The 19,278-nt window shown below is 66.4% G+C and carries 19 protein-coding genes; 16 read left to right on the top strand and 3 right to left on the bottom strand.

Annotation, left to right across the window (positions count from 1 at the left end):
• The first annotated feature begins 46 nt into the window (after window positions 1-46).
• The 9 genes from rpsA (at window position 47) to cysM (ending at window position 8,943) form a co-directional block, all read left to right on the top strand.
• Window positions 47-1,777 (top strand): 30S ribosomal protein S1, encoded by a 1,731-nt coding sequence (rpsA, locus tag HZI36_RS10665; RefSeq protein ID WP_179402615.1) that lies wholly within the window; start codon window positions 47-49, stop codon window positions 1,775-1,777.
• 21 nt (window positions 1,778-1,798) lie between these two features.
• Entirely contained in the window at window positions 1,799-2,125 is a 327-nt protein-coding gene (locus HZI36_RS10660; protein WP_179402614.1) for an integration host factor subunit beta, read from the top strand.
• Window positions 2,126-2,344: 219 nt separating this feature from the next.
• Window positions 2,345-2,638: a lipopolysaccharide assembly protein LapA domain-containing protein gene (locus HZI36_RS10655; protein WP_179402613.1), complete on the top strand. Its 294-nt coding sequence runs from the start codon at window positions 2,345-2,347 to the stop codon at window positions 2,636-2,638.
• A 53-nt stretch (window positions 2,639-2,691) separates the two neighbouring features.
• Entirely contained in the window at window positions 2,692-3,864 is a 1,173-nt protein-coding gene (gene lapB, locus HZI36_RS10650; protein WP_179402612.1) for a lipopolysaccharide assembly protein LapB, read from the top strand.
• A gap of 93 nt (window positions 3,865-3,957) precedes the next feature.
• Window positions 3,958-5,358 (top strand): UDP-glucose dehydrogenase family protein, encoded by a 1,401-nt coding sequence (locus HZI36_RS10645; protein ID WP_179402611.1) that lies wholly within the window; start codon window positions 3,958-3,960, stop codon window positions 5,356-5,358.
• Window positions 5,327-6,316 carry a D-glycero-beta-D-manno-heptose-7-phosphate kinase gene (rfaE1, locus tag HZI36_RS10640; protein ID WP_425485218.1) on the top strand — a complete coding sequence of 330 codons (990 nt, stop codon included), beginning with the start codon at window positions 5,327-5,329 and terminating at the stop codon, window positions 6,314-6,316. Before HZI36_RS10645 ends, rfaE1 begins: the two co-directional genes overlap by 32 nt.
• A gap of 66 nt (window positions 6,317-6,382) precedes the next feature.
• Complete coding sequence (gene rfaD, locus HZI36_RS10635; RefSeq protein ID WP_179402609.1) at window positions 6,383-7,375, top strand: ADP-glyceromanno-heptose 6-epimerase; 993 nt, start codon at window positions 6,383-6,385, stop codon at window positions 7,373-7,375.
• 74 nt (window positions 7,376-7,449) lie between these two features.
• Entirely contained in the window at window positions 7,450-7,851 is a 402-nt protein-coding gene (locus HZI36_RS10630) for a ComEA family DNA-binding protein (protein WP_179402608.1), read from the top strand.
• A 189-nt stretch (window positions 7,852-8,040) separates the two neighbouring features.
• The gene (cysM, locus tag HZI36_RS10625) at window positions 8,041-8,943 is read left to right on the top strand and encodes a cysteine synthase CysM (protein ID WP_179402607.1); all 903 of its coding nucleotides are present in this window, start codon (window positions 8,041-8,043) and stop codon (window positions 8,941-8,943) included.
• A gap of 72 nt (window positions 8,944-9,015) precedes the next feature.
• Here the strand turns inward: cysM and mltB are convergent, their stop codons facing one another.
• Window positions 9,016-10,305, bottom strand: coding sequence for a lytic murein transglycosylase B (mltB, locus tag HZI36_RS10620; RefSeq protein WP_179402606.1), 1,290 nt, complete (start codon window positions 10,303-10,305; stop codon window positions 9,016-9,018).
• 161 nt (window positions 10,306-10,466) lie between these two features.
• Here mltB and HZI36_RS10615 point away from each other — a divergent pair, with 161 nt between their 5' ends.
• A complete protein-coding gene (locus HZI36_RS10615; protein ID WP_179402605.1) occupies window positions 10,467-11,393 on the top strand; it encodes a histone deacetylase family protein in 927 nt (308 codons plus the stop codon).
• A 60-nt stretch (window positions 11,394-11,453) separates the two neighbouring features.
• Here the strand turns inward: HZI36_RS10615 and HZI36_RS10610 are convergent, their stop codons facing one another.
• The gene (locus HZI36_RS10610; RefSeq protein WP_179402604.1) at window positions 11,454-12,347 is read right to left on the bottom strand and encodes an alpha/beta hydrolase; all 894 of its coding nucleotides are present in this window, start codon (window positions 12,345-12,347) and stop codon (window positions 11,454-11,456) included.
• Between the two features lie 317 nt (window positions 12,348-12,664).
• Between HZI36_RS10610 and HZI36_RS10605 the strand changes: the two genes are divergently transcribed.
• The 5 genes from HZI36_RS10605 to HZI36_RS10585 all read left to right on the top strand — a co-directional run bounded on the left by HZI36_RS10605 (window position 12,665) and on the right by HZI36_RS10585 (window position 17,121).
• Window positions 12,665-13,699 (top strand): methionine ABC transporter ATP-binding protein, encoded by a 1,035-nt coding sequence (locus tag HZI36_RS10605; protein WP_179402603.1) that lies wholly within the window; start codon window positions 12,665-12,667, stop codon window positions 13,697-13,699.
• Complete coding sequence (locus HZI36_RS10600; protein ID WP_179402602.1) at window positions 13,689-14,342, top strand: methionine ABC transporter permease; 654 nt, start codon at window positions 13,689-13,691, stop codon at window positions 14,340-14,342. Before HZI36_RS10605 ends, HZI36_RS10600 begins: the two co-directional genes overlap by 11 nt.
• A gap of 39 nt (window positions 14,343-14,381) precedes the next feature.
• Window positions 14,382-15,176 (top strand): MetQ/NlpA family ABC transporter substrate-binding protein, encoded by a 795-nt coding sequence (locus HZI36_RS10595; RefSeq protein ID WP_179402601.1) that lies wholly within the window; start codon window positions 14,382-14,384, stop codon window positions 15,174-15,176.
• Window positions 15,177-15,396: 220 nt separating this feature from the next.
• Window positions 15,397-16,146, top strand: a complete 750-nt coding sequence (locus HZI36_RS10590; RefSeq protein WP_179402600.1) for an electron transfer flavoprotein subunit beta/FixA family protein — start codon at window positions 15,397-15,399, stop codon at window positions 16,144-16,146.
• Window positions 16,147-16,161: 15 nt separating this feature from the next.
• Window positions 16,162-17,121, top strand: coding sequence for an electron transfer flavoprotein subunit alpha/FixB family protein (locus tag HZI36_RS10585; RefSeq protein WP_179402599.1), 960 nt, complete (start codon window positions 16,162-16,164; stop codon window positions 17,119-17,121).
• Between the two features lie 168 nt (window positions 17,122-17,289).
• Here HZI36_RS10585 and HZI36_RS10580 read toward each other — a convergent pair whose 3' ends face one another.
• Window positions 17,290-18,576 carry a D-amino acid dehydrogenase gene (locus tag HZI36_RS10580; RefSeq protein ID WP_179402598.1) on the bottom strand — a complete coding sequence of 429 codons (1,287 nt, stop codon included), beginning with the start codon at window positions 18,574-18,576 and terminating at the stop codon, window positions 17,290-17,292.
• Between the two features lie 142 nt (window positions 18,577-18,718).
• Here HZI36_RS10580 and HZI36_RS10575 point away from each other — a divergent pair, with 142 nt between their 5' ends.
• Window positions 18,719-19,207, top strand: coding sequence for an Lrp/AsnC ligand binding domain-containing protein (locus HZI36_RS10575; protein WP_179402597.1), 489 nt, complete (start codon window positions 18,719-18,721; stop codon window positions 19,205-19,207).
• Window positions 19,208-19,278 lie beyond the last annotated feature (71 nt).

Below are 19,278 nucleotides of genomic sequence, written 5' to 3'. Positions count from 1 at the left end.
GTGGATTTTCCGGCGTAGCCAGCCATCCCGGCGGCACCGCGAAACCATGCACATACCGAATTTTATGTCCGACCTGCAAACCTCCAACCCGAATACCGAATCCTTTGCGGCTCTGTTCGAAGAGTCGCTGACCCGCCAAGACATGCGCGCCGGCGAAGTGATCTCCGCCGAAGTCGTGCGCGTCGACCACAACTTCGTGGTCGTCAATGCGGGCCTCAAGTCCGAGGCCTACATTCCGATCGAGGAATTCCTGAACGATCAGGGCGAGGTTGAGGTGCAGTCGGGCGATTTCGTGTCCGTCGCGATCGACGCGCTCGAAAACGGCTACGGCGACACGATCCTGTCGCGCGACAAGGCGAAGCGCCTTGCATCGTGGCTGTCGCTGGAAAAGGCCCTCGACAACAACGAACTCGTGACCGGCACGATCACCGGCAAGGTGAAGGGCGGCATGACCGTGATGGTCAACGGCATCCGCGCGTTCCTGCCGGGTTCGCTCGTCGACACGCGTCCGGTCAAGGACACGACCCCGTACGAAGGCAAGACGCTCGAATTCCGCGTGATCAAGCTCGACCGCAAGCGCAACAACGTCGTGCTGTCGCGCCGCGCCGTCATCGAGGCGACGCAGGGCGAAGAGCGCGCGAAGCTGCTCGAGACGCTGAAGGAAGGCGCGATCGTCAACGGCGTCGTCAAGAACATCACCGACTACGGTGCGTTCGTCGACCTCGGCGGCATCGATGGTCTGCTGCACATCACCGACATCGCATGGCGCCGCGTGCGTCACCCGAGCGAAGTCCTGTCCGTCGGCCAGGAAGTCACCGCGAAGATCCTCAAGTTCGACCAAGAGAAGAACCGCGTGTCGCTCGGCATCAAGCAGCTCGGCGACGATCCGTGGGAAGGCATCTCGCGTCGCTACCCGTCGGGCACGCGCCTGTTCGGCAAGGTCACGAACATCACCGACTACGGCGCGTTCGTCGAAGTGGAATCGGGCATCGAAGGCCTGGTCCACGTGTCGGAAATGGACTGGACGAACAAGAACGTCGCACCGTCGAAGGTTGTTCAGCTCGGCGACGAAGTCGAAGTCATGGTGCTCGAGATCGACGAAGACCGTCGTCGTATCAGCCTCGGCATGAAGCAGTGCAAGCCGAATCCGTGGGATGACTTCAGCCGCAACTTCAAGAAGGGCGACAAGCTGACGGGCGCGATCAAGTCGATCACCGACTTCGGCGTGTTCATCGGTCTGCCGGGCGGGATCGACGGCCTGGTCCACCTGTCGGACCTGTCGTGGAGCGAAACCGGCGAGGAAGCCGTTCGCAAGTACAAGAAGGGCGACGAAGTCGAAGCGATCGTGCTCGGTATCGACGTCGACAAGGAGCGCATTTCGCTCGGCATCAAGCAGCTCGAAGGCGATCCGTTCACCAACTACGTTGCGATGAACGACAAGGGCTCGATCGTCGACGGCGTCGTGAAGACGGTCGATGCGAAGGGCGCGGTCATCACGCTGACGGGCGACGTCGAAGGCTACCTGCGTGCGTCGGAAATCTCGCAGGATCGTGTCGAAGACGCACGCAACGTGCTGAAGGAAGGCGACAAGGTCAACGCGATGGTGATCAACATCGATCGCAAGTCGCGTGGCATCAATCTGTCGGTCAAGGCGAAGGATTCGGCCGAGCAGCAGGAAGCGATTCGCGGCCTGCAAGCCGACACGAGCTCCGCCGCCACCGGCACGACGAACCTCGGCGCGCTGCTGAAGGCCAAGCTCGACGGCCAGAACCAGTAAGCGTTACAGGTCTGCTGAAGTATGACCAAATCCGAGTTGGTCGCGCAGCTGGCATCGCGATTTCCGCAACTTGTCCTCAAGGATGCGGATTTCGCGGTGAAAACGATGCTCGATGCGATGTCCGACGCCCTCGCGAAAGGGCATCGCATCGAAATTCGGGGTTTCGGCAGCTTCGGTCTCAATCGTCGCCCGGCGCGCGTCGGGCGCAACCCGAAATCCGGAGAGAAGGTGCAGGTGCCCGAGAAGTTCGTGCCGCACTTCAAGCCGGGCAAGGAGTTGCGCGAACGCGTCGACGGTCGCGCAGGCGAGCCGTTGAAAGCCGATGACGAATCGGATGGCGATCAGTGAGCGTCGTCCGGTCCACCCGGAATCGGTCCAGCCTGGCTGAAGAAGAAGCGCCCCTTGCGGGCGCTTTTTTTATGTGCGGCGCAATCTCGTGCATTCGCGCCGGATGTTCGGTGGCCGAAACGCATTCCATTACAATACGGGTCGGTTCGGCGCGGCGTGGCGAACGGGAGTGGAGTCGCCGGCGCTGCGGCGAAATCTCCGTCCACGAGAGAGGGCTCTATGAAGTTTATCGTCTGGCTGATTCGTGTTCTGGTGTTCGTGCTGTTGCTGGTGCTGGCGTTGGCCAACACGCAGACCGCGACGCTGAATTTTCTGGCCGGCTACGCGTGGCAAGCTCCGCTGATCCTGATCGGCCTTGCGTTCTTCGGCGTCGGCCTGTTGGCCGGGCTGCTGTCCGCGCTGCCGACGATCTTCCGGACGCGGCTCGAGAACGGCCGCCTGAAGCGTGATCTGCGCGCCGCGCGCGAAACGCCGTCCGCCATCGACCAACCGCCGATGCCGCCCGTCATTTAACGCTCCGAGGCCGCGCGCACCGCGCGGCTTTCGTTTCCGCTTCGATATTTCGCATGGATCTGGATTTCTGGTGGTTACTCGCGATTCCGGTCGCGTTCGCGCTCGGCTGGGCCGCGTCGCGCTATGACCTGAAAAAGCTGTTGTCCGAGAGTGCGAATCTGCCGCGCTCGTATTTTCGCGGCCTCAATTTTCTGCTGAACGAGCAGCCGGACAAGGCGATCGACGCGTTCATCGAAGTCGCGAAGCTCGATCCCGAGACGGTCGAGCTCCACTTCGCGCTCGGCAACCTGTTTCGCCGCCGCGGCGAGACCGATCGGGCGATCCGAGTGCATCAGAATCTGCTCAGCCGCACCGATTTGCCGGTCAACGAGCGCGACCACGCGCTGTACGAACTCGGGCAGGACTTCCTGAAGGCCGGCCTGCTCGATCGCGCGGAAGAGGCGTTCCACATGCTCGCCGACGGCGACTACGCGCTCGGCGCGCAGCGCGCGCTGCTGACGATCTACGAGATCGAGAAGGACTGGAACAAGTCGATCGACACCGCGAAGCGGATCGAGTCGATGGGCGCGGGCCCGCTCGGCGTCGAGATCGCGCAGTTCCACTGCGAGCTCGCGCAGGACGCGCTGCAGCGCAAGCAGGCGGACGCCGCGGCGGAGCAGCTGCGGCTCGCGCTCGCCGCGAATCCGCAGAACGTGCGCGCGACGATCCTGTCCGGCGATGCGGCCGCGGCGGCCGGCGACCCGGCCGCGGCGATCACGCAGTGGAAGCGCGTCGAGTCGCAGAATCCCGCGTATCTGCCGCTCGTCGCGGACAAGCTGATGAAGGCGTTCGTCGCGGCGGGCCGGCCCGCGGACGGCGCCGAGCTGCTGATGAGCTACGTCGATCGCTATTCGTCGAACGATCTGCTCGACGTCGCGTACCAGCACATCGCCGAGCTGCGCGGACAGGACGCCGCGCACCGGCTCGCGCACGCGCAGATGGAGAAGTCGCCGAACCTGTCGGGGATGCTGCACCTGCTCGACGCGCAGATCGCGGCCGCCGACGGCGCGCGCCGCGACGAGCTCGAGATGATGCGTGCGCTGATCCGACAGCGCACCAAAAATCTGCCACGGTACACGTGTCAGAATTGCGGTTTCCGGGCACGGCTCTTTTACTGGCAATGCCCGGGTTGCAGCGGCTGGGAAACCTATGCGCCGCGCCGTGTCGAGCCCGCGGTGCCGAACTGACGCCGCGCGGCGGCGCGCGTTCGCAGCGACCGCCGCCGGGTTCGGCCCGGCGGCCCAGTCATTCAATCACCGGGAAGAAGTACCGGAACACATATGAAAATCACCATCATCGGCACGGGTTACGTCGGTCTCGTCACCGGCGCGTGTCTCGCCGAAATCGGGCATGACGTCTTCTGTCTCGACGTCGATCCGCGCAAGATCGACATCCTGAACAATGGCGGGATGCCGATCCACGAGCCGGGCCTGAAGGAGATCATCGCGCGCAACCGCGCGGCGAACCGGCTCCGGTTCTCGACCGACGTCGAGGCGAGCGTCGCGCACGGCGAGATCCAGTTCATCGCGGTCGGCACGCCGCCGGACGAGGACGGCTCCGCCGATCTGCAGTACGTGCTCGAGGCGGCGCGCAGCATCGGCCGCCACATGGCCGGCTTCAAGGTGATCGTCGACAAGTCGACGGTGCCCGTCGGCACCGCGCAGCGCGTGCGCGGCGTCGTCGACGAGGCGCTCGCCGCGCGCGGGCTCGCGGGCAGCGCCGAGCACCGCTTCTCGGTTGTGTCGAATCCGGAGTTCCTGAAGGAAGGCGCGGCCGTCGACGACTTCATGCGACCGGACCGGATCATCATCGGCGTCGACGACGACGCGACCGGCGAACTCGCGCGCGAGAAGATGAAGAAGCTGTATGCGCCGTTCAACCGCAACCACGAGCGCACGATCTACATGGACGTGCGGTCCGCCGAATTCGCGAAGTACGCGGCGAACGCGATGCTCGCGACGCGCATCTCGTTCATGAACGAGATGTCGAATCTCGCGGACAAGGTCGGCGCCGACATCGAGGCGGTGCGGCGCGGGATCGGCTCCGATCCGCGGATCGGCTATCACTTCCTGTACGCGGGCGTCGGCTACGGCGGCTCGTGCTTTCCGAAGGACGTGCAGGCGCTGATCCGCACCGCCAGCGAGAACGGTCAGCCGCTGCGCATTCTCGAGGCGGTCGAGGAGGCGAACCACGCGCAGAAGGACGTGCTGATCGGCAAGATCGCGCACCGCTTCGGCGGCGATCTCGCCGGCCGCGAGTTCGCGGTCTGGGGCCTCGCGTTCAAGCCGAACACCGACGACATGCGCGAGGCGCCGAGCCGGCGCCTGATCGCCGCGCTACTCGAGCGCGGCGCGCGCGTGCGTGCGTACGATCCGGTCGCGATCGACGAGGCGAAGCGCGTGTTCGCGCTTGATCTCGGCGCGGATGCCGACGCGCTCGCGCGCCTGTCTTTCGTCGACTCGCAGGACGCGGCGGTGATCGGTGCCGACGCGCTCGTGATCGTCACCGAATGGAAGGAGTTCAAGAGCCCCGACTTCGGCCGCCTGAAGGCGGAGCTGAAGGCGCCGGTGATCTTCGACGGCCGCAACCTGTACGAGCCGGACGCGATGGCCGAGCTCGGCATCGACTATTTCGCAATCGGACGCCCCTATGTCGATCCCCAGTCCCTCCCCCGTGAGTGAGCGAGCGATGAGCGGGCCGCGCCAGGTCGGGGCGGTGCCGCGCGAACAGATCGCGCGCTCGCGCGTGCTCGTCGTCGGCGACGTGATGCTCGACCGCTACTGGTTCGGCAACGTCGATCGCATCTCGCCGGAAGCGCCGGTGCCGGTCGTGCACGTGCAGCGGCAGGAGGAGCGGTTGGGCGGCGCCGCGAACGTCGCGCGCAATGCGGTGACGCTCGGCGCTCAAGCGGGGTTGCTGTGCGTGGTCGGCTGCGACGAGCCCGGCGAGCGGATCGTCGAGCTGCTCGGCGAGAGCGGCGTGACGCCGTATCTCGAGCGCGACGCCGCGCTGCCGACGACGATCAAGCTGCGCGTGCTCGCGCGCCAGCAGCAACTGCTGCGCGTCGACTTCGAGGCGACGCCGACGCACGAGGTGCTGCTCGCGGGGCTCGCGCGCTTCGACGCGCTGCTGCCCGGGCACGACGTGATCCTGATGTCCGATTACGCGAAGGGCGGCCTGACGCACGTGACGACGATGATCTCCAACGCGCGCGCGGCGGGCAAGCCGGTGCTCGTCGATCCGAAGGGCGACGACTGGGAGCGGTATCGCGGCGCGTCGCTGATCACGCCGAACCGCGCGGAGCTGCGCGAGGTCGTCGGGCACTGGAAGTCGGAGGACGATCTGCGCGCGCGCGTCGCGCAACTGCGCGCGTCGCTCGAGATCGACGCGCTGCTGCTCACGCGCTCGGAGGAGGGGATGACGCTCTTCACCGGCGCGGGCGAGCTGCACGCGCCGGCGCTCGCGCGCGAGGTGTTCGACGTGTCCGGCGCCGGCGACACGGTGATCGCGACGGTCGCGACGATGCTCGGCGCGGGCGTGCCGCTTGTCGATGCAGTCGTGCTCGCGAACCGAGCGGCGGGGATCGTTGTCGGCAAGCTCGGCACGGCGACCGTCGAGTACGACGAACTGTTTCATTGAACGCATGCGCGCGGCACGAGCGTCGCGCCGCGCGCTGCACCGATTCTTTTTTCAGGTAGGGCGATCATGACCATCATCGTCACCGGCGCGGCCGGTTTCATCGGCGCGAATCTCGTGAAGGCGCTCAACGAGCGCGGCGAAACGCGCATCATCGCGGTCGACAACCTGACGCGCGCCGACAAGTTCAAGAACCTCGTCGATTGCGAGATCGACGACTATCTCGACAAGACCGACTTCGTCGAGCGCTTCGCGCGCGGCGACTTCGGCAAGATTCGCGCGGTGTTCCACGAAGGCGCGTGCTCGGACACGATGGAAACCGATGGCCGCTACATGATGGACAATAACTTCCGCTACAGCCGCGCGGTGCTCGATGCGTGTCTCGCGCAGGGCGCGCAGTTCCTTTACGCGTCGTCGGCGGCGATCTACGGCGGTTCGACGCGTTTCGTCGAGGAGCGCGACCTCGAGGCGCCGCTGAACGTGTACGGCTACTCGAAGTTCCTGTTCGACCAGGTGATCCGCCGCGTGCTGCCGGGCGCGAAGAGCCAGATCGCGGGCTTCCGCTACTTCAACGTGTACGGCCCGCGCGAGACGCACAAGGCGCGGATGGCGTCGGTCGCGTTCCACAACTTCAACCAGTTCCGCGAGCAAGGGAAGGTCAAGCTGTTCGGCGAGTACAACGGCTACGGCCCGGGCGAGCAGACGCGCGATTTCGTGTCGGTCGAGGATGTCGTGAAGGTGAACCTGTTCTTCTTCGATCATCCGGAGAAGTCGGGGATCTTCAATCTCGGCACCGGCCGCGCCCAGCCGTTCAACGATATCGCGACGACGGTCGTCAACACGCTGCGCGCGCTCGACGGCGCGGCGCCGCTGACGCTCGCGCAGCAGGTCGAGCAGGGGCTGATCGAATACGTGCCGTTCCCGGACGCGCTGCGCGGCAAGTACCAGTGCTTCACGCAGGCGGACCAGACGAAGCTGCGCGCGGCCGGCTACGACGCGCCGTTCCTCACCGTGCAGGAAGGCGTCGACCGCTACGTGCGTTGGCTGTTCGGCCAGCTGTAACCCGCGCGAGCGCGTCTTTAGACTGGGTCTCACGGTCGGCGGTCGCCGGCCGTTCTAACATGGAGATCCGGAACATGATCAAGCAATGGATGGCCGCGGCGGCGATGCTGTGCGCGGTTGCATCGACGTGGGCCGCCGTCGACGCGAATACCGCGAGCGAGGATGCGCTCGTCGGCATCAACGGCATCGGGCCGGCGAAGGCCAGGGCGATCCTCGACGAGCGCAATGCGCACGGCCCGTTCAAGAGCGTGGACGATCTGGCGTCGCGCGTGAAGGGGATCGGCGGCAATTCGGTCGAGCGGCTGCGGCGAGAAGGCTTGACGGTCGGCGCGGCCGGCGTAGGCGAGGCGGCCGGCGTAGGCGCGTCCGGTGTAGGTGCGTCCGGCGTACGTGCGACTGACGTCGGCGCGGCCGCGAAGCCGATTGCGCCCGCCGCCGCGACGAAGGCCGCGGACGCGCGCACCGCGAAGAAATAGCGCGCCGGGCCGCCGCCGTCACGAGAGGCTCCTTCAGCCGTCGATTCGAGACGGTTTCCCGCGCTTTGCCGCGGGCTTTTTGCGTGCGGGCTCGTCGAGTTCCCATCGCGGCGATGGGGGTAGCCGGCGCGCGAGCCGGTGCTGGTTTACAATCGACCGGTTCATCCGCTTCGCATTCACGGTACTTTCATGGCTTACAAAACTATCGAAGACACGATCGGCAATACGCCGCTCGTGCAACTGGTTCGTCTGCCTGACGACGAAATCCGCGCGCGCAACAACGTCGTGCTCGCGAAGCTGGAGGGCAACAATCCGGCGGGCTCCGTGAAGGACCGTCCGGCGCTGTCGATGATCCGCAAGGCGGAAGCGCGCGGCCGCATCAAGCCGGGCGACACGCTGATCGAGGCGACGAGCGGCAACACCGGGATCGCGCTCGCGATGGCCGCGGCCGTTCGCGGCTACAAGATGGTGCTGATCATGCCGGAGGACCTGTCGGTCGAGCGGCGCCAGAGCATGGCCGCGTACGGTGCCGAGATCATCCTGACGCCGGTGAAGGGCGGCATGGAGCTCGCGCGCGATCTCGCGGAAGAGATGCAGCGCGAAGGCAAGGGCGTGATTCTCGATCAGTTCGGGAACCCTGACAATCCGCTCGCGCACTACGAAGCGACGGGCCCGGAGATCTGGCGCGACACCGAAGGCAGCATCACGCACTTCGTGTCGGCGATGGGCACGACGGGCACGATCATGGGCGTGTCGCAGTTTCTGAAGGAACGCAAGCCGACGATCGAGATCGTCGGCGCGCAGCCGGAGGACGGCTCGCGCATTCCCGGCATCCGCAAGTGGCCCGAAGCGTATCTGCCGAAGATCTTCGACCGCAGCCGCATCGATCGCGTCGAGAACGTGAGCCAGGCCGCGGCCGAGGCGTCCGCTCGCAATCTCGCGGCCGTCGAGGGCATTTTCTGCGGGATTTCATCGGGCGGCGCGTGTGAAGTCGCGCTGCGCATCGCGCGCCAGGTCGAAAACGCGACGATCGTGTTCATCGTCTGCGATCGCGGCGACCGTTATCTGTCGACCGGCGTGTTCCCCGCGTAACGTTGTTCGACCGACACGCGAAATGAACAAAAGCGCCGCGAATGCGGCGCTTTTTGCTTGGCATGGCGAAGCTTACTGCGGCTGCGCGGCGTTCGCGCTCGACGGCGGCAGTTCGCCCGACGCTTCCAGTTGCGCCTTCACGCTCTCGCCGAGCTGGTAGACGGCGAGCGCGTAGAAGAAGCTGTGGTTGTAGCGCGTCAGCACGTAGAAATTCTTGAGGCCGAGCAGGTATTCGGTCGCGCGCCCCGGCGTCGGCAGGTCGACCACCGTGACCGGCGTGTTCGTCTCCGATGCGATGTCGACCGACGGTTCGTCGAGCGCCATGCCCGCGCGCAGCAGTTGCGACAGCGTGCGGCGCGGCTCCGGCTCGCCGTCGGCGGCCGCTTGCGCGACGCCCTGGCTGCCCGGGTCGCCGGCGATGTGCCAGACGACCGGCCGGCCCGTTTCCCAGCCGTGCTGCTTCAGGTAGTTCGCGACGCTGCCGATCGCGTCGGCGCGGCTCGTGCGCAGGTCGATGTGGCCGTTGCCTTCGTAGTCGACCGCGTAGTCGCGGATGCTGCTCGGCAGGAACTGCGGAATGCCGATCGCGCCGGTGTACGAGCCGAGCACGCTCGTCGGATCGAGCTGGTTGTCGCGCGTCCAGACGAGGAAATCCTCGAGATTCTTGCGGAACGTTTGCTCGCGGGTGTCGCGGTTCGGCGTGTCCGGGTAGTCGAACGTGAGCGTCGTCAGCGCATCGAACACGCGGAAGTCGCCCATGTAGCGGCCGTAGATCGTCTCGACGCCGATGATGCCGACGATCACCTCCGGCGGCACGCCGAATTCCGCCGACGCGCGCTGCAGCGTCGCCTGGTTCTCACGCCAGAACTTTACGCCGGCGTTGATGCGGATCGGCTCGATGAAGCGCGAGCGGTACACGCGCCAGCTCTTGATCTTCTTCGGCGACGGTGCGGGCATCACGAGCTTCGCGGCCGTCGCCGAGTAGCTCGCGCGCGCGAACAGCGCATGCAGGCGCGTGGCATCGAAATCGTGACGGCTCGCCATCTCGTTCACGAACGCGTCGACCTGCGGATTGTTCGCGTAGCGCTGCGGCACGATCTCTTCCTCGAACGGCTGGCCCGGCACCGTCGCCTGCTGCGACTGGGCTGGCGAAACCGTCGGGCCCGTGGTCGGCTTTGGCGTCTGCGTCTGCGTCTGCGTCTGCTGCGGTGCGGGTGCGGGTGCTGGTGCGGGTGCGGCGGTGTGCGTCGGTGCTTGCGCGCACGCGGCGACCGCCAGCGCGACGACGACGGCAGCGCCGACGAGCGGGAAGCGGGTGCGGAAAACCGGAAGGGCGGAAATGGCGGGCGTGTTGTTATTCATTCCAGGCGAGACGGGCGGGCGAGTGTGTTCGGCGCAGTATAACTGACGCATTCGCGCGGCCGGGCTGAACCGCGCGGCCGATGTGGTAAGTTAGTGCGCATTCGCGCAAGACACACGACAGATGGAGACCTGCGGCGCATCCAGCGTCGCAGACGATAGATATGGCAACCGCCTTTTTTACTCACGCCGATTGCATGCTGCACGAGATGGGCGAGTGGCATCCGGAATGTCCGGCCCGCCTGTCGGCGATCCAGGACCAGTTGATCGCGAGCCGCATCGACGGCCTGATCGCTCACGAGACCGAGCCGCCGCTCGCGACCGAGGACGCGCTCGCGCGCGTCCATACGCGCGCGCACATCGACTACATCCGCGACAAGTCGCCCGACGAAGGCTATGCGGAGATCGACAGCGACACGTCGATGAACCCGCATACGTGGCGCGCGGCGCTGCGCGCGGCCGGCGCCGCGATCGCCGCGACCGACGCGGTGATCGAAGGCCGCTACGCCAACGCGTTCTGCGGCGTGCGCCCGCCGGGCCATCACGCGGAGCCGGCGCGCGCGATGGGCTTTTGCTTCTTCAACAACGTCGCGGTCGCCGCGCGGCATGCGCTCGAAGTGCATGGGCTCGAACGCGTCGCGATCGTCGATTTCGACGTCCATCACGGCAACGGCACCGAAGCCGCGTTCGCGGGCGACGAGCGCGTGCTGATGTGCAGCTTCTTCCAGCATCCGTTCTATCCGTTCTCGGGCGCGGGGCCGCATGCGCCGAACATGGTCAACGTGCCGGTCGCCGCGCGCAGCAACGGGATGGCGATCCGCGAGATCGTCGACATGCTGTGGCTGTCGCGGCTCGATGCGTTCAAGCCGCAGATGCTGTTCGTATCCGCGGGGTTCGACGCGCATCGCGAGGACGACCTCGGCGGCCTCGGGCTCGTCGAAGCGGACTACGAATGGCTGACCGCGCAGGTCGTCGACGTCGCGCGGCGTCATGCGCAGGGGCGCATCGTCAGCTGTCTCGAGGGCGGTTACAACCTGTCCGCGCTCGGGCGCAGCGTCGTCGCGCATCTGCGCGTGCTGGCCGGCGTCTGAGCGTTTCCGCTTGAGCGCCGCTGCCGCGCGCTACCGCCGCGCGCCGCTCGGGCGGCGCGCTCAGCGTGCCGGCGCGTGCGCGAGGAGCCACGCGATCAGCGCATCGATCACGCGGTCGCGCTCGAGGTCGTTCATCGTCTCGTGGAAGTTGCCGTCGTACAGCGTCAGCGTGCGGTCCGGCGAGCCGACGTTCGCGCCGAACGCGCGGCTGCCGTCGGGCTCGGTCAGCTTGTCCTCGGTGCCGTGGTAGACGAGCACCGGCACGCGCAGCGTCGCGCGGCCACGCTCGATGCGCGCCATCGCGTCGAGGATCTCCGCGCCGGTTCGCGCCGGCACCGCGTCGTGATGCACGAGTGGGTCCGTGCGGTTCGCGTCGACGATGACCGGATCGCGCGACAGCAACGCGGCATCGATCCTGATCGCCGGGAACGTCGGCAGCACGCGGCTGATGAAGCGGCTCAACGCGAGCATCCAGCGCGGCACGTCGCGTCCTGGCGCCAGCGCCGGGCTCGACAGCACGACGCCCGCGAATGCGCGGCCTCGCCGTGGCGCGCGTTCGATCGCGTAGAGCGCCGCGATCGCGCCGCCCATGCTGTGCCCCATCAGGAAGAGCGGCGCATCGTCGCGCGCCGCGGCCGCGACGAGCGCGTCGGCATCGTCGAGGTATTCGTCGAAGCGCCCGACCCACACGCGCTTGCCGGGCGACTGGCCGTGCCCGCGCAGATCGATCGACACGAGCTCGATGCCCACCGCGTTCAGGCGCGCGGCGAGCGCCGCGTAGCGGCCCGCATGCTCGGCGAGCCCGTGCACGAGCGCGACGGTCGCGCGCGGCGGCGCGTCGCCGTCGCCGGCCGGCCAGCGGTACGACGCGAGCTCGAGCCCGTCGGCGCTGCGCAGCCGGCCCATCCGAGGCGGTCGCGAAGCGGTCGGGGCGGCTGCGGTAGAGGTGGTCATCGGGCGGGTCTCCTTTGTCGGCCCGAGCGATTCGAGTGGCTCAAGCGGCTCAAGCGGCTCAAGTGATTCGAGTGGCTCGAGTGGCTCGAGCCCCATGCAGGGCGGTCGTTCGTCGGGCGTCCCCGATCATAGACGCGACGCCCGCCGGCCGGCGCTGGCGGCATCCTCTAATTTCATCTGGTTATGGAAAAATCGAAATCGATTATTAAGGGGAATTAGGCGATTGGGGTAAAATCGCCGGCTATCCAGGATGCACCGGCGGTCGACCGGCGAAACCCGACACGCGGGGGACGTCCGTCGTTCGCTTTTTTGTTGACATGATCGAACTACGCAATCTGTCGCAGCGTTTCGCGGGGCCCACCGGCTGGGTCGAGGCGCTGCATAACGTCAATCTGTCGATCCCGCAGGGCGAGGTGTTCGGCATCATCGGCCGCAGCGGCGCCGGCAAGAGCACGCTCGTGCGCACGATCAACCTGCTCACGCGGCCGACCGAAGGCAACGTCGTCGTCGGCGGGCGCGACCTGACGTTGCTGCCCGCGAGCGCGCTGCGCGACGCGCGCCGCGAGATCGGGATGATCTTCCAGCACTTCAACCTGCTGTCGTCGCGCACGGTGTTCGACAACGTCGCGCTGCCGCTCGAGCTCGCCGGCGCGAGCCGCGCGGATATCGACGCGGCGGTGCTGCCGCTGCTCGACCTCGTCGGGTTGTCCGCGCAGAAGGATCGCTATCCGGCGCAGATCAGCGGCGGCCAGAAGCAGCGCGTCGGCATTGCGCGCGCGCTCGCGAGCCAGCCGAAGGTGTTGTTGTCGGACGAAGCGACGTCCGCGCTCGATCCGGAGACGACCCGCGCGATCCTCGATCTGCTGAAGCGGATCAATCGCGAGCTCGGCCTGACGATCGTGCTGATCACGCACCAGATGGAGGTGATCAAGCAGGTCTGCGATCGCGTCGCGGTGCTCGATGCGGGGCGCGTCGTCGAAGAGGGCAAGGTGATCGACGTGTTTCTGCAGCCGCGCCACGAAGTGACGCGCGCGCTGATCGGCGACGTGATCGCGCAGGAGCTGCCGCCCGCGATGAAGGCGCGTGTCGCCGAGCGGCTGAAGACGGGCAGCGGGCATCTGCTGCGCCTCGCGTTCACGGGCTCGGGCGTCGATCAGCCGATCCTGTCGGAGACGATCCGGCGCTACGAACTCGATTTCAACATCCTGCACGGCCAGATCGACGAGATCCAGGGGCAGGCGTTCGGTTCGCTCGCGGTGCTCGCGGGCGGCGAGCCGGGCAAGGTCGGGGAGGCGCTCGCGTTCCTGCGCGAGCAGGGCGTCGTCGTCGAGGAGCTGTCGCATGTTGAGTGAGATGTTCGGTATGTTCGTGCAGTCGTTCTGGGAGACGCTGATCATGGTCGGCATCTCCGGCGTGGTCGGCTCGCTCGCCGGCGTGCCGCTCGGCGTGCTGCTGTATCTGACCGACCGCCAGGGCGTGCTGCAAAACCTTGCGCTGAACCGCGCGCTCGGCGGTGTCGTGAACGCGGTGCGCTCGACGCCGTTCATCATCCTGCTCGTCGCGGTGATTCCGTTCACACGGCTCGTCGTCGGGTCGTCGATCGGCACCGGGGCGGCCGTCGTGCCGCTGACGATCGCGGCCGCGCCGTTCATCGCGCGGCTCGTCGAGACGGCGCTGCGCGAAGTCGACCGCGGGCTGATCGAGGCCGCGCAGGCGATGGGCGCGACGACGTCGCAGATCGTATTCAAGGTGCTGCTGCCCGAATCGTTGCCGGGGATCGTTGCGGGGCTGACGATCACGTTCGTGTCGCTCGTCGGCTATTCGGCGATGGCGGGCGCGATCGGCGGCGGCGGGCTCGGCGATCTCGGGATCCGCTACGGCTACCAGCGCTACCTGCCGGAAGTGATGTGGGCGGTGGTTGCGATCCTGATCGTGTTCGTGCAGCTCGTGCAGTCGCTCGGCGACTGGCTCGTGCGGCGGATGAGCCACAAGTAACGAGCAGAACGAAAACCGACCAACAGGGGGAGACGCAAGATGCAACGACGATGGATGCTGAAGTTCGCGGTGGCGCTCGGTGCGGCCACGCTGTTCGCGAGCGTGCACGCGGGTGCCGAGACGATCAAGGTCGGCGTGACGGGCGGTCCGCACGCGCAGGTGATGGAAGAGGTGAAGAAGGTCGCGGCGAAGAGCGGCCTCGACATCAAGATCGTCGAATTCTCCGACTACGTGCAGCCGAACGCCGCGCTCGCGGCCGGCGACCTCGACGCGAACAGCTACCAGCACGAACCGTATCTGGAAGCGCAGGTGAAGGACCGCGGCTACAAGCTGATCCGGGTCGCGGATACGGTCACGTTCCCGATGGGCATCTACTCGAAGCGCGTGAAGTCGCTCGCGGCGCTGAAGCCGGGCGCGAGCGTCGCGATTCCGAACGATCCGACCAATGGCGGCCGCGCGTTGCTGCTGCTGCAGAAGCAGGGGCTGCTGAAACTGCGCGCCGACGCGGGGCTGAAGGCGACGCCGCTCGACATCGTCGACAATCCGCGCAAGCTGAAGATCGTCGAGCTCGACGCCGCGCAGATCCCGCGCTCGCTCGGCGACGTCGACGCGGCCGCGATCAACACGAACTACGCGATGGAAGCGGGGTTGAATCCGAAGAGCGACGCAATCGCGATCGAGGGCCCGAACGGCCCGTACGCGAACATCCTCGCGATCCGCGAAGCGGACAAGAACAAGCCGTGGGTCGCGAAGCTCGTCGCGGCCTACCATTCGCCTGAAGTCAAGCGCTTTATCGAGCAGAAGTTCGGCGGGGCGGTGATCGCCGCGTGGTGAGTCAGGGTTTCACCCGGTGTCTAGAGTGGCTGATCGAAAACCCGGGCTTTGCGTCGACATTTTTTTCCTTTTAAAATAGAACGACCGTTCGCTATTGCTGGTGCGCTGCAAAACTGCGCTATCCTCGATAGCCATGATGATGGGCCCGCTTGGCCGTGCAACATGAAGGCCTCGCTATACAATGGCCGCTGGTCGTATTCCGTTACTTTGGAGCGTGTGCATGAAAATCCTGGTGCCAGTGAAAAGAGTGGTCGACTACAACGTGAAGGTCCGCGTGAAGTCGGACAACACGGGTGTCGACATCGCGAACGTGAAGATGTCGATGAACCCGTTCGACGAAATCGCGGTGGAAGAGGCGGTGCGTCTGAAGGAAGCGGGCGTCGCGACGGAAGTGGTCGCGGTGTCGGTGGGCGTGACGCAGGCGCAGGAAACGCTGCGCACGGCGCTGGCGATCGGCGCGGACCGCGCGATTCTGGTCGAGTCGAACGACGGCGTCGAGCCGCTCGCGGTCGCGAAGATCCTGAAGGCGCTGGTGGACAAGGAGCAGCCGCAACTCGTGTTCCTTGGCAAGCAGGCGATCGACGACGATTCGAACCAGACCGGCCAGATGCTGGCTGCTTTGGCGGGCCTGCCGCAAGCGACGTTCGCCGCGAAGGTGACGATCGCCGACGGTAAGGCAACGGTCGCGCGTGAGGTGGACGGCGGGACGGAAACGCTGTCGCTGACGCTGCCGGCGGTGGTGACGACGGATCTGCGCCTGAACGAGCCGCGCTACGTGACGTTGCCGAACATCATGAAGGCGAAGAAGAAGCCGCTGGAAATTGTGAAGCCGGAAGACCTGGGCGTGGACGTCGCGCCGCGTCTGAAGACGCTGAAGGTGACCGAGCCGCCGAAGCGCGCGGCGGGCGTGAAGGTGCCGGACGTGAAGACGCTGGTCGAGAAGCTGAAGACCGAAGCCAAGGTTCTGTGAGGGAGCGGATAGAAAATGACGATTCTGGTAATTGCGGAACACGACAACGGGTCGATCAAGGCGGCGACGCTGAATACGGTGGCGGCGGCGGCTGAGGTTGGCAAATTCGTTGGCGGCGACATTCACGTGCTGGTCGCGGGTCACAACGCGCAGGGCGCGGCGGATGCGGCGGCGAAGATCGCGGGCGTGAGCAAGGTGCTGCTGGCCGATGCGCCGCAGCTGGCCGATGGCCTCGCGGAAAACGTCGAAGCAACGGTGCTGACGCTTGTGCAAGACTCGGCGAAGAATTACACGCACATCCTGGCGCCGGCGACGGCGTCGGGCAAGAACGTCGCGCCGCGTATCGCGGCGAAGCTCGACGTCGCGCAGATCTCGGACATCACGGCGGTCGATGCGGCCGACACGTTCGAGCGCCCGATCTATGCGGGTAACGCGATCGCGACGGTGCAATCGACGGACCCGATCAAGGTGATCACGGTGCGTTCGACGGGCTTCGACGCGGTAGCGGCCGAAGGCGGCAGCGCAGCGGTCGAGAAGATCGACGCGGCGGCCGATGCCGGCGTGTCGCAGTTCGTGAGCCGCGAAGTGACGAAGCTGGACCGTCCGGAGCTGACGAGCGCAAAGATCATCGTGTCGGGCGGCCGTGGCCTGGGCAACGGCGAAAACTACACGAAGGTGCTGGAGCCGCTGGCGGACAAGCTTGGCGCGGCGCTGGGCGCATCGCGTGCGGCAGTCGATGCGGGCTTCGTGCCGAACGACTACCAGGTCGGCCAGACGGGCAAGATCGTCGCGCCGCAGCTGTACATTGCGGTCGGCATCTCGGGTGCGATCCAGCATCTGGCCGGGATGAAGGATTCGAAGGTGATCGTCGCGATCAACAAGGATCCGGAAGCGCCGATCTTCAGCGTGGCCGACTACGGCCTCGTTGGCGATCTGTTCACGCTCGTGCCGGAGCTCGTGAGCGAACTGGGCTGACGGGTGACGCGCACCGCGCGTCGAGCACGGTGACGACACACGATGAAAAAGGGGGCGCGGCAGCGCCCCCTTTTCACATCGCGGCCGCCGTCGACTGCACAGCCAAAGAAGAACGGCGCCCTCATCAGGCGTCGTTCTTCGCTTCGATGCCGACGAGTGAGCGACGGGTTATGCGTACGCGGGGCGATGCGCGCCGGCCACGTCCTTCAGATAGCGATGCACGGACAGATCGTCGGCCTGGATCGCCGGCTTCTTGCCCGAGATCAGGTCGGCGAGCAACTGGCCCGAGCCGCACGACATCGTCCAGCCGAGCGTGCCGTGGCCGGTGTTCAGGAACAGGTTGGACACCGGCGTGCGGCCGACGATCGGCGTGCCGTCCGGCGTCATCGGGCGCAGGCCGGTCCAGAACGTCGCCTTCGACGTGTCGCCGCCGCCCGGGAACAGATCGTTCACGCACATCTCGAGCGTTTCGCGGCGCGCCTGGCGCAGTTCCTTGTTGAAGCCGACGATCTCGGCCATTCCGCCGACGCGGATCCGGTCGTCGAAGCGAGTGATCGCGATCTTGTACGTTTCGTCGAGCACGGTCGACACCGGCGCGGCGGCCGCGTCGACGATCGGCGCGGTGATCGAGTACCCCTTCAGCGGATACACCGGAATTTGCATCAGGTTCGCGATGAAGCGCGTCGAGTACGAGCCGAGCGCGACCACGTACGTATCGGCGCGCACGGTTTCGCTGCCGCACTGGACGCCCGCGATTCGGTCGCCGGTCATCAGGAGGCCGTCGATCGGCGTGCCGTAGCGGAACTTGACGCCGAGCTCGGCGGCGAGCGCAGCGAGGCGCGTCGTGAACAGCTGGCAGTCGCCGGTTTCGTCGCCGGGCAGGCGCAGGCCGCCCGTCAGCTTGTGCGCCGTCGCCGCGAGCGCCGGCTCGGCACGCGCGAGATCGGCCGGCATCAGCAGTTCGTACGGCACGTTCGCTTCCTTCAGCACCGCGATGTCCTTCGCGGCGCCGTCGAGCTGCTGCTGCGTGCGGAACAGCTGCAGCGTGCCGCCGGTGCGGCCTTCGTACTGGATGCCGGTGTCGGCGCGCAGCGCCTGCAGGCAGTCGCGGCTGTATTCGGCGAGCCGGACCATGCGGCCCTTGTTCACCGCATAGCGCTCGGCCGTGCAGTTACGCAGCATCTGCCACATCCACTGGAGCTGGAAGCGGGAGCCGTCGAGGCGGATCGCGAGCGGCGCGTGCTTCTCGAACATCCACTTGACCGCCTTCAGCGGCACGCCGGGCGCGGCCCACGGCGCCGCGTAGCCGGGCGAGATCTGGCCGGCGTTCGCGAAGCTCGTTTCGAGCGCCGGACCCGCTTCCCGATCGATTACCGTGACTTCATGACCTGCGCGTGCGAGGTAATACGCGCTTGCCACGCCCACCACACCGCTGCCCAGAACGACGACTCGCATAGCTGCTCCAGTTGGAAGGGGCCGATAGAAGGCGGCGGCACGCACGCCCATGCGTTTTCTATCTGACCTGGTTTTTTAAGCTATGGTATTGTCGAGCGACCAGGTTTTGTTATCGTATTTTTCTGATTTTCAGCAAAAAGCCATGAGAACTCAACGTCGGCCGATTCGGGCGCTCGACAAGCTCGATCGCCGCATCCTGAAACTGCTGCAGGCGGACGGCCGCATGGCGATGAAGGATCTCGCCGAGCAGGTCGGCCTGACCGTCACGCCGTGCATCGAGCGCGTGCGGCGGATGGAGCGCGACGGCGTGATCACCGGCTATCACGCGCACGTCGACCCGTCGCAGCTCGGCGCGGCGCTGCTCGTGTTCGTCGAGATCACGCTGAGCCACAAGAGCGGCAACGCGTTCGAGCAGTTCCGCCGCGAGGTGATGAAGATCGACGAGGTGCTCGAGTGCCATCTCGTGTCCGGCGACTTCGACTATCTGATCAAGGCGCGCATCGGCGAAATGGCCGACTACCGCAAGCTGCTCGGCGACATCCTGCTGCAGTTGCCGGGCGCGGTGCAGTCGAAAAGCTACGTCGTGATGGAGGAGATCAAGGAGACGCTGACGATCGCGGTCGACGAATAGCCTCGCGGGTCTTGGCATCCAGCATTCGATACTGTATAAATATACAGTATCGAATGTACGAGGCCGGGCGC

Source organism: Burkholderia guangdongensis, assembly GCF_013403875.1.
Classification (GTDB): Bacteria; Pseudomonadota; Gammaproteobacteria; order Burkholderiales; family Burkholderiaceae; genus Burkholderia; species Burkholderia guangdongensis.
This window is presented reverse-complemented; position numbering and strand designations above follow the sequence as displayed.

Excerpts from the sequence above, each read along its gene's own strand:
- rpsA (WP_179402615.1), top strand. The coding sequence starts at position 47 with ATGCACATACCGAATTTTATGTCCGACCTGCAAACCTCCAACCCGAAT.
- HZI36_RS10660 (WP_179402614.1), top strand. The coding sequence starts at position 1,799 with ATGACCAAATCCGAGTTGGTCGCGCAGCTGGCATCGCGATTTCCGCAA.
- HZI36_RS10655 (WP_179402613.1), top strand. The coding sequence starts at position 2,345 with ATGAAGTTTATCGTCTGGCTGATTCGTGTTCTGGTGTTCGTGCTGTTG.
- lapB (WP_179402612.1), top strand. The coding sequence starts at position 2,692 with ATGGATCTGGATTTCTGGTGGTTACTCGCGATTCCGGTCGCGTTCGCG.
- HZI36_RS10645 (WP_179402611.1), top strand. The coding sequence starts at position 3,958 with ATGAAAATCACCATCATCGGCACGGGTTACGTCGGTCTCGTCACCGGC.
- rfaE1 (WP_425485218.1), top strand. The coding sequence starts at position 5,327 with ATGTCGATCCCCAGTCCCTCCCCCGTGAGTGAGCGAGCGATGAGCGGG.
- rfaD (WP_179402609.1), top strand. The coding sequence starts at position 6,383 with ATGACCATCATCGTCACCGGCGCGGCCGGTTTCATCGGCGCGAATCTC.
- HZI36_RS10630 (WP_179402608.1), top strand. The coding sequence starts at position 7,450 with ATGATCAAGCAATGGATGGCCGCGGCGGCGATGCTGTGCGCGGTTGCA.
- cysM (WP_179402607.1), top strand. The coding sequence starts at position 8,041 with ATGGCTTACAAAACTATCGAAGACACGATCGGCAATACGCCGCTCGTG.
- mltB (WP_179402606.1), bottom strand. The coding sequence starts at position 10,305 with ATGAATAACAACACGCCCGCCATTTCCGCCCTTCCGGTTTTCCGCACC.
- HZI36_RS10615 (WP_179402605.1), top strand. The coding sequence starts at position 10,467 with ATGGCAACCGCCTTTTTTACTCACGCCGATTGCATGCTGCACGAGATG.
- HZI36_RS10610 (WP_179402604.1), bottom strand. The coding sequence starts at position 12,347 with ATGACCACCTCTACCGCAGCCGCCCCGACCGCTTCGCGACCGCCTCGG.
- HZI36_RS10605 (WP_179402603.1), top strand. The coding sequence starts at position 12,665 with ATGATCGAACTACGCAATCTGTCGCAGCGTTTCGCGGGGCCCACCGGC.
- HZI36_RS10600 (WP_179402602.1), top strand. The coding sequence starts at position 13,689 with ATGTTGAGTGAGATGTTCGGTATGTTCGTGCAGTCGTTCTGGGAGACG.
- HZI36_RS10595 (WP_179402601.1), top strand. The coding sequence starts at position 14,382 with ATGCAACGACGATGGATGCTGAAGTTCGCGGTGGCGCTCGGTGCGGCC.
- HZI36_RS10590 (WP_179402600.1), top strand. The coding sequence starts at position 15,397 with ATGAAAATCCTGGTGCCAGTGAAAAGAGTGGTCGACTACAACGTGAAG.
- HZI36_RS10585 (WP_179402599.1), top strand. The coding sequence starts at position 16,162 with ATGACGATTCTGGTAATTGCGGAACACGACAACGGGTCGATCAAGGCG.
- HZI36_RS10580 (WP_179402598.1), bottom strand. The coding sequence starts at position 18,576 with ATGCGAGTCGTCGTTCTGGGCAGCGGTGTGGTGGGCGTGGCAAGCGCG.
- HZI36_RS10575 (WP_179402597.1), top strand. The coding sequence starts at position 18,719 with ATGAGAACTCAACGTCGGCCGATTCGGGCGCTCGACAAGCTCGATCGC.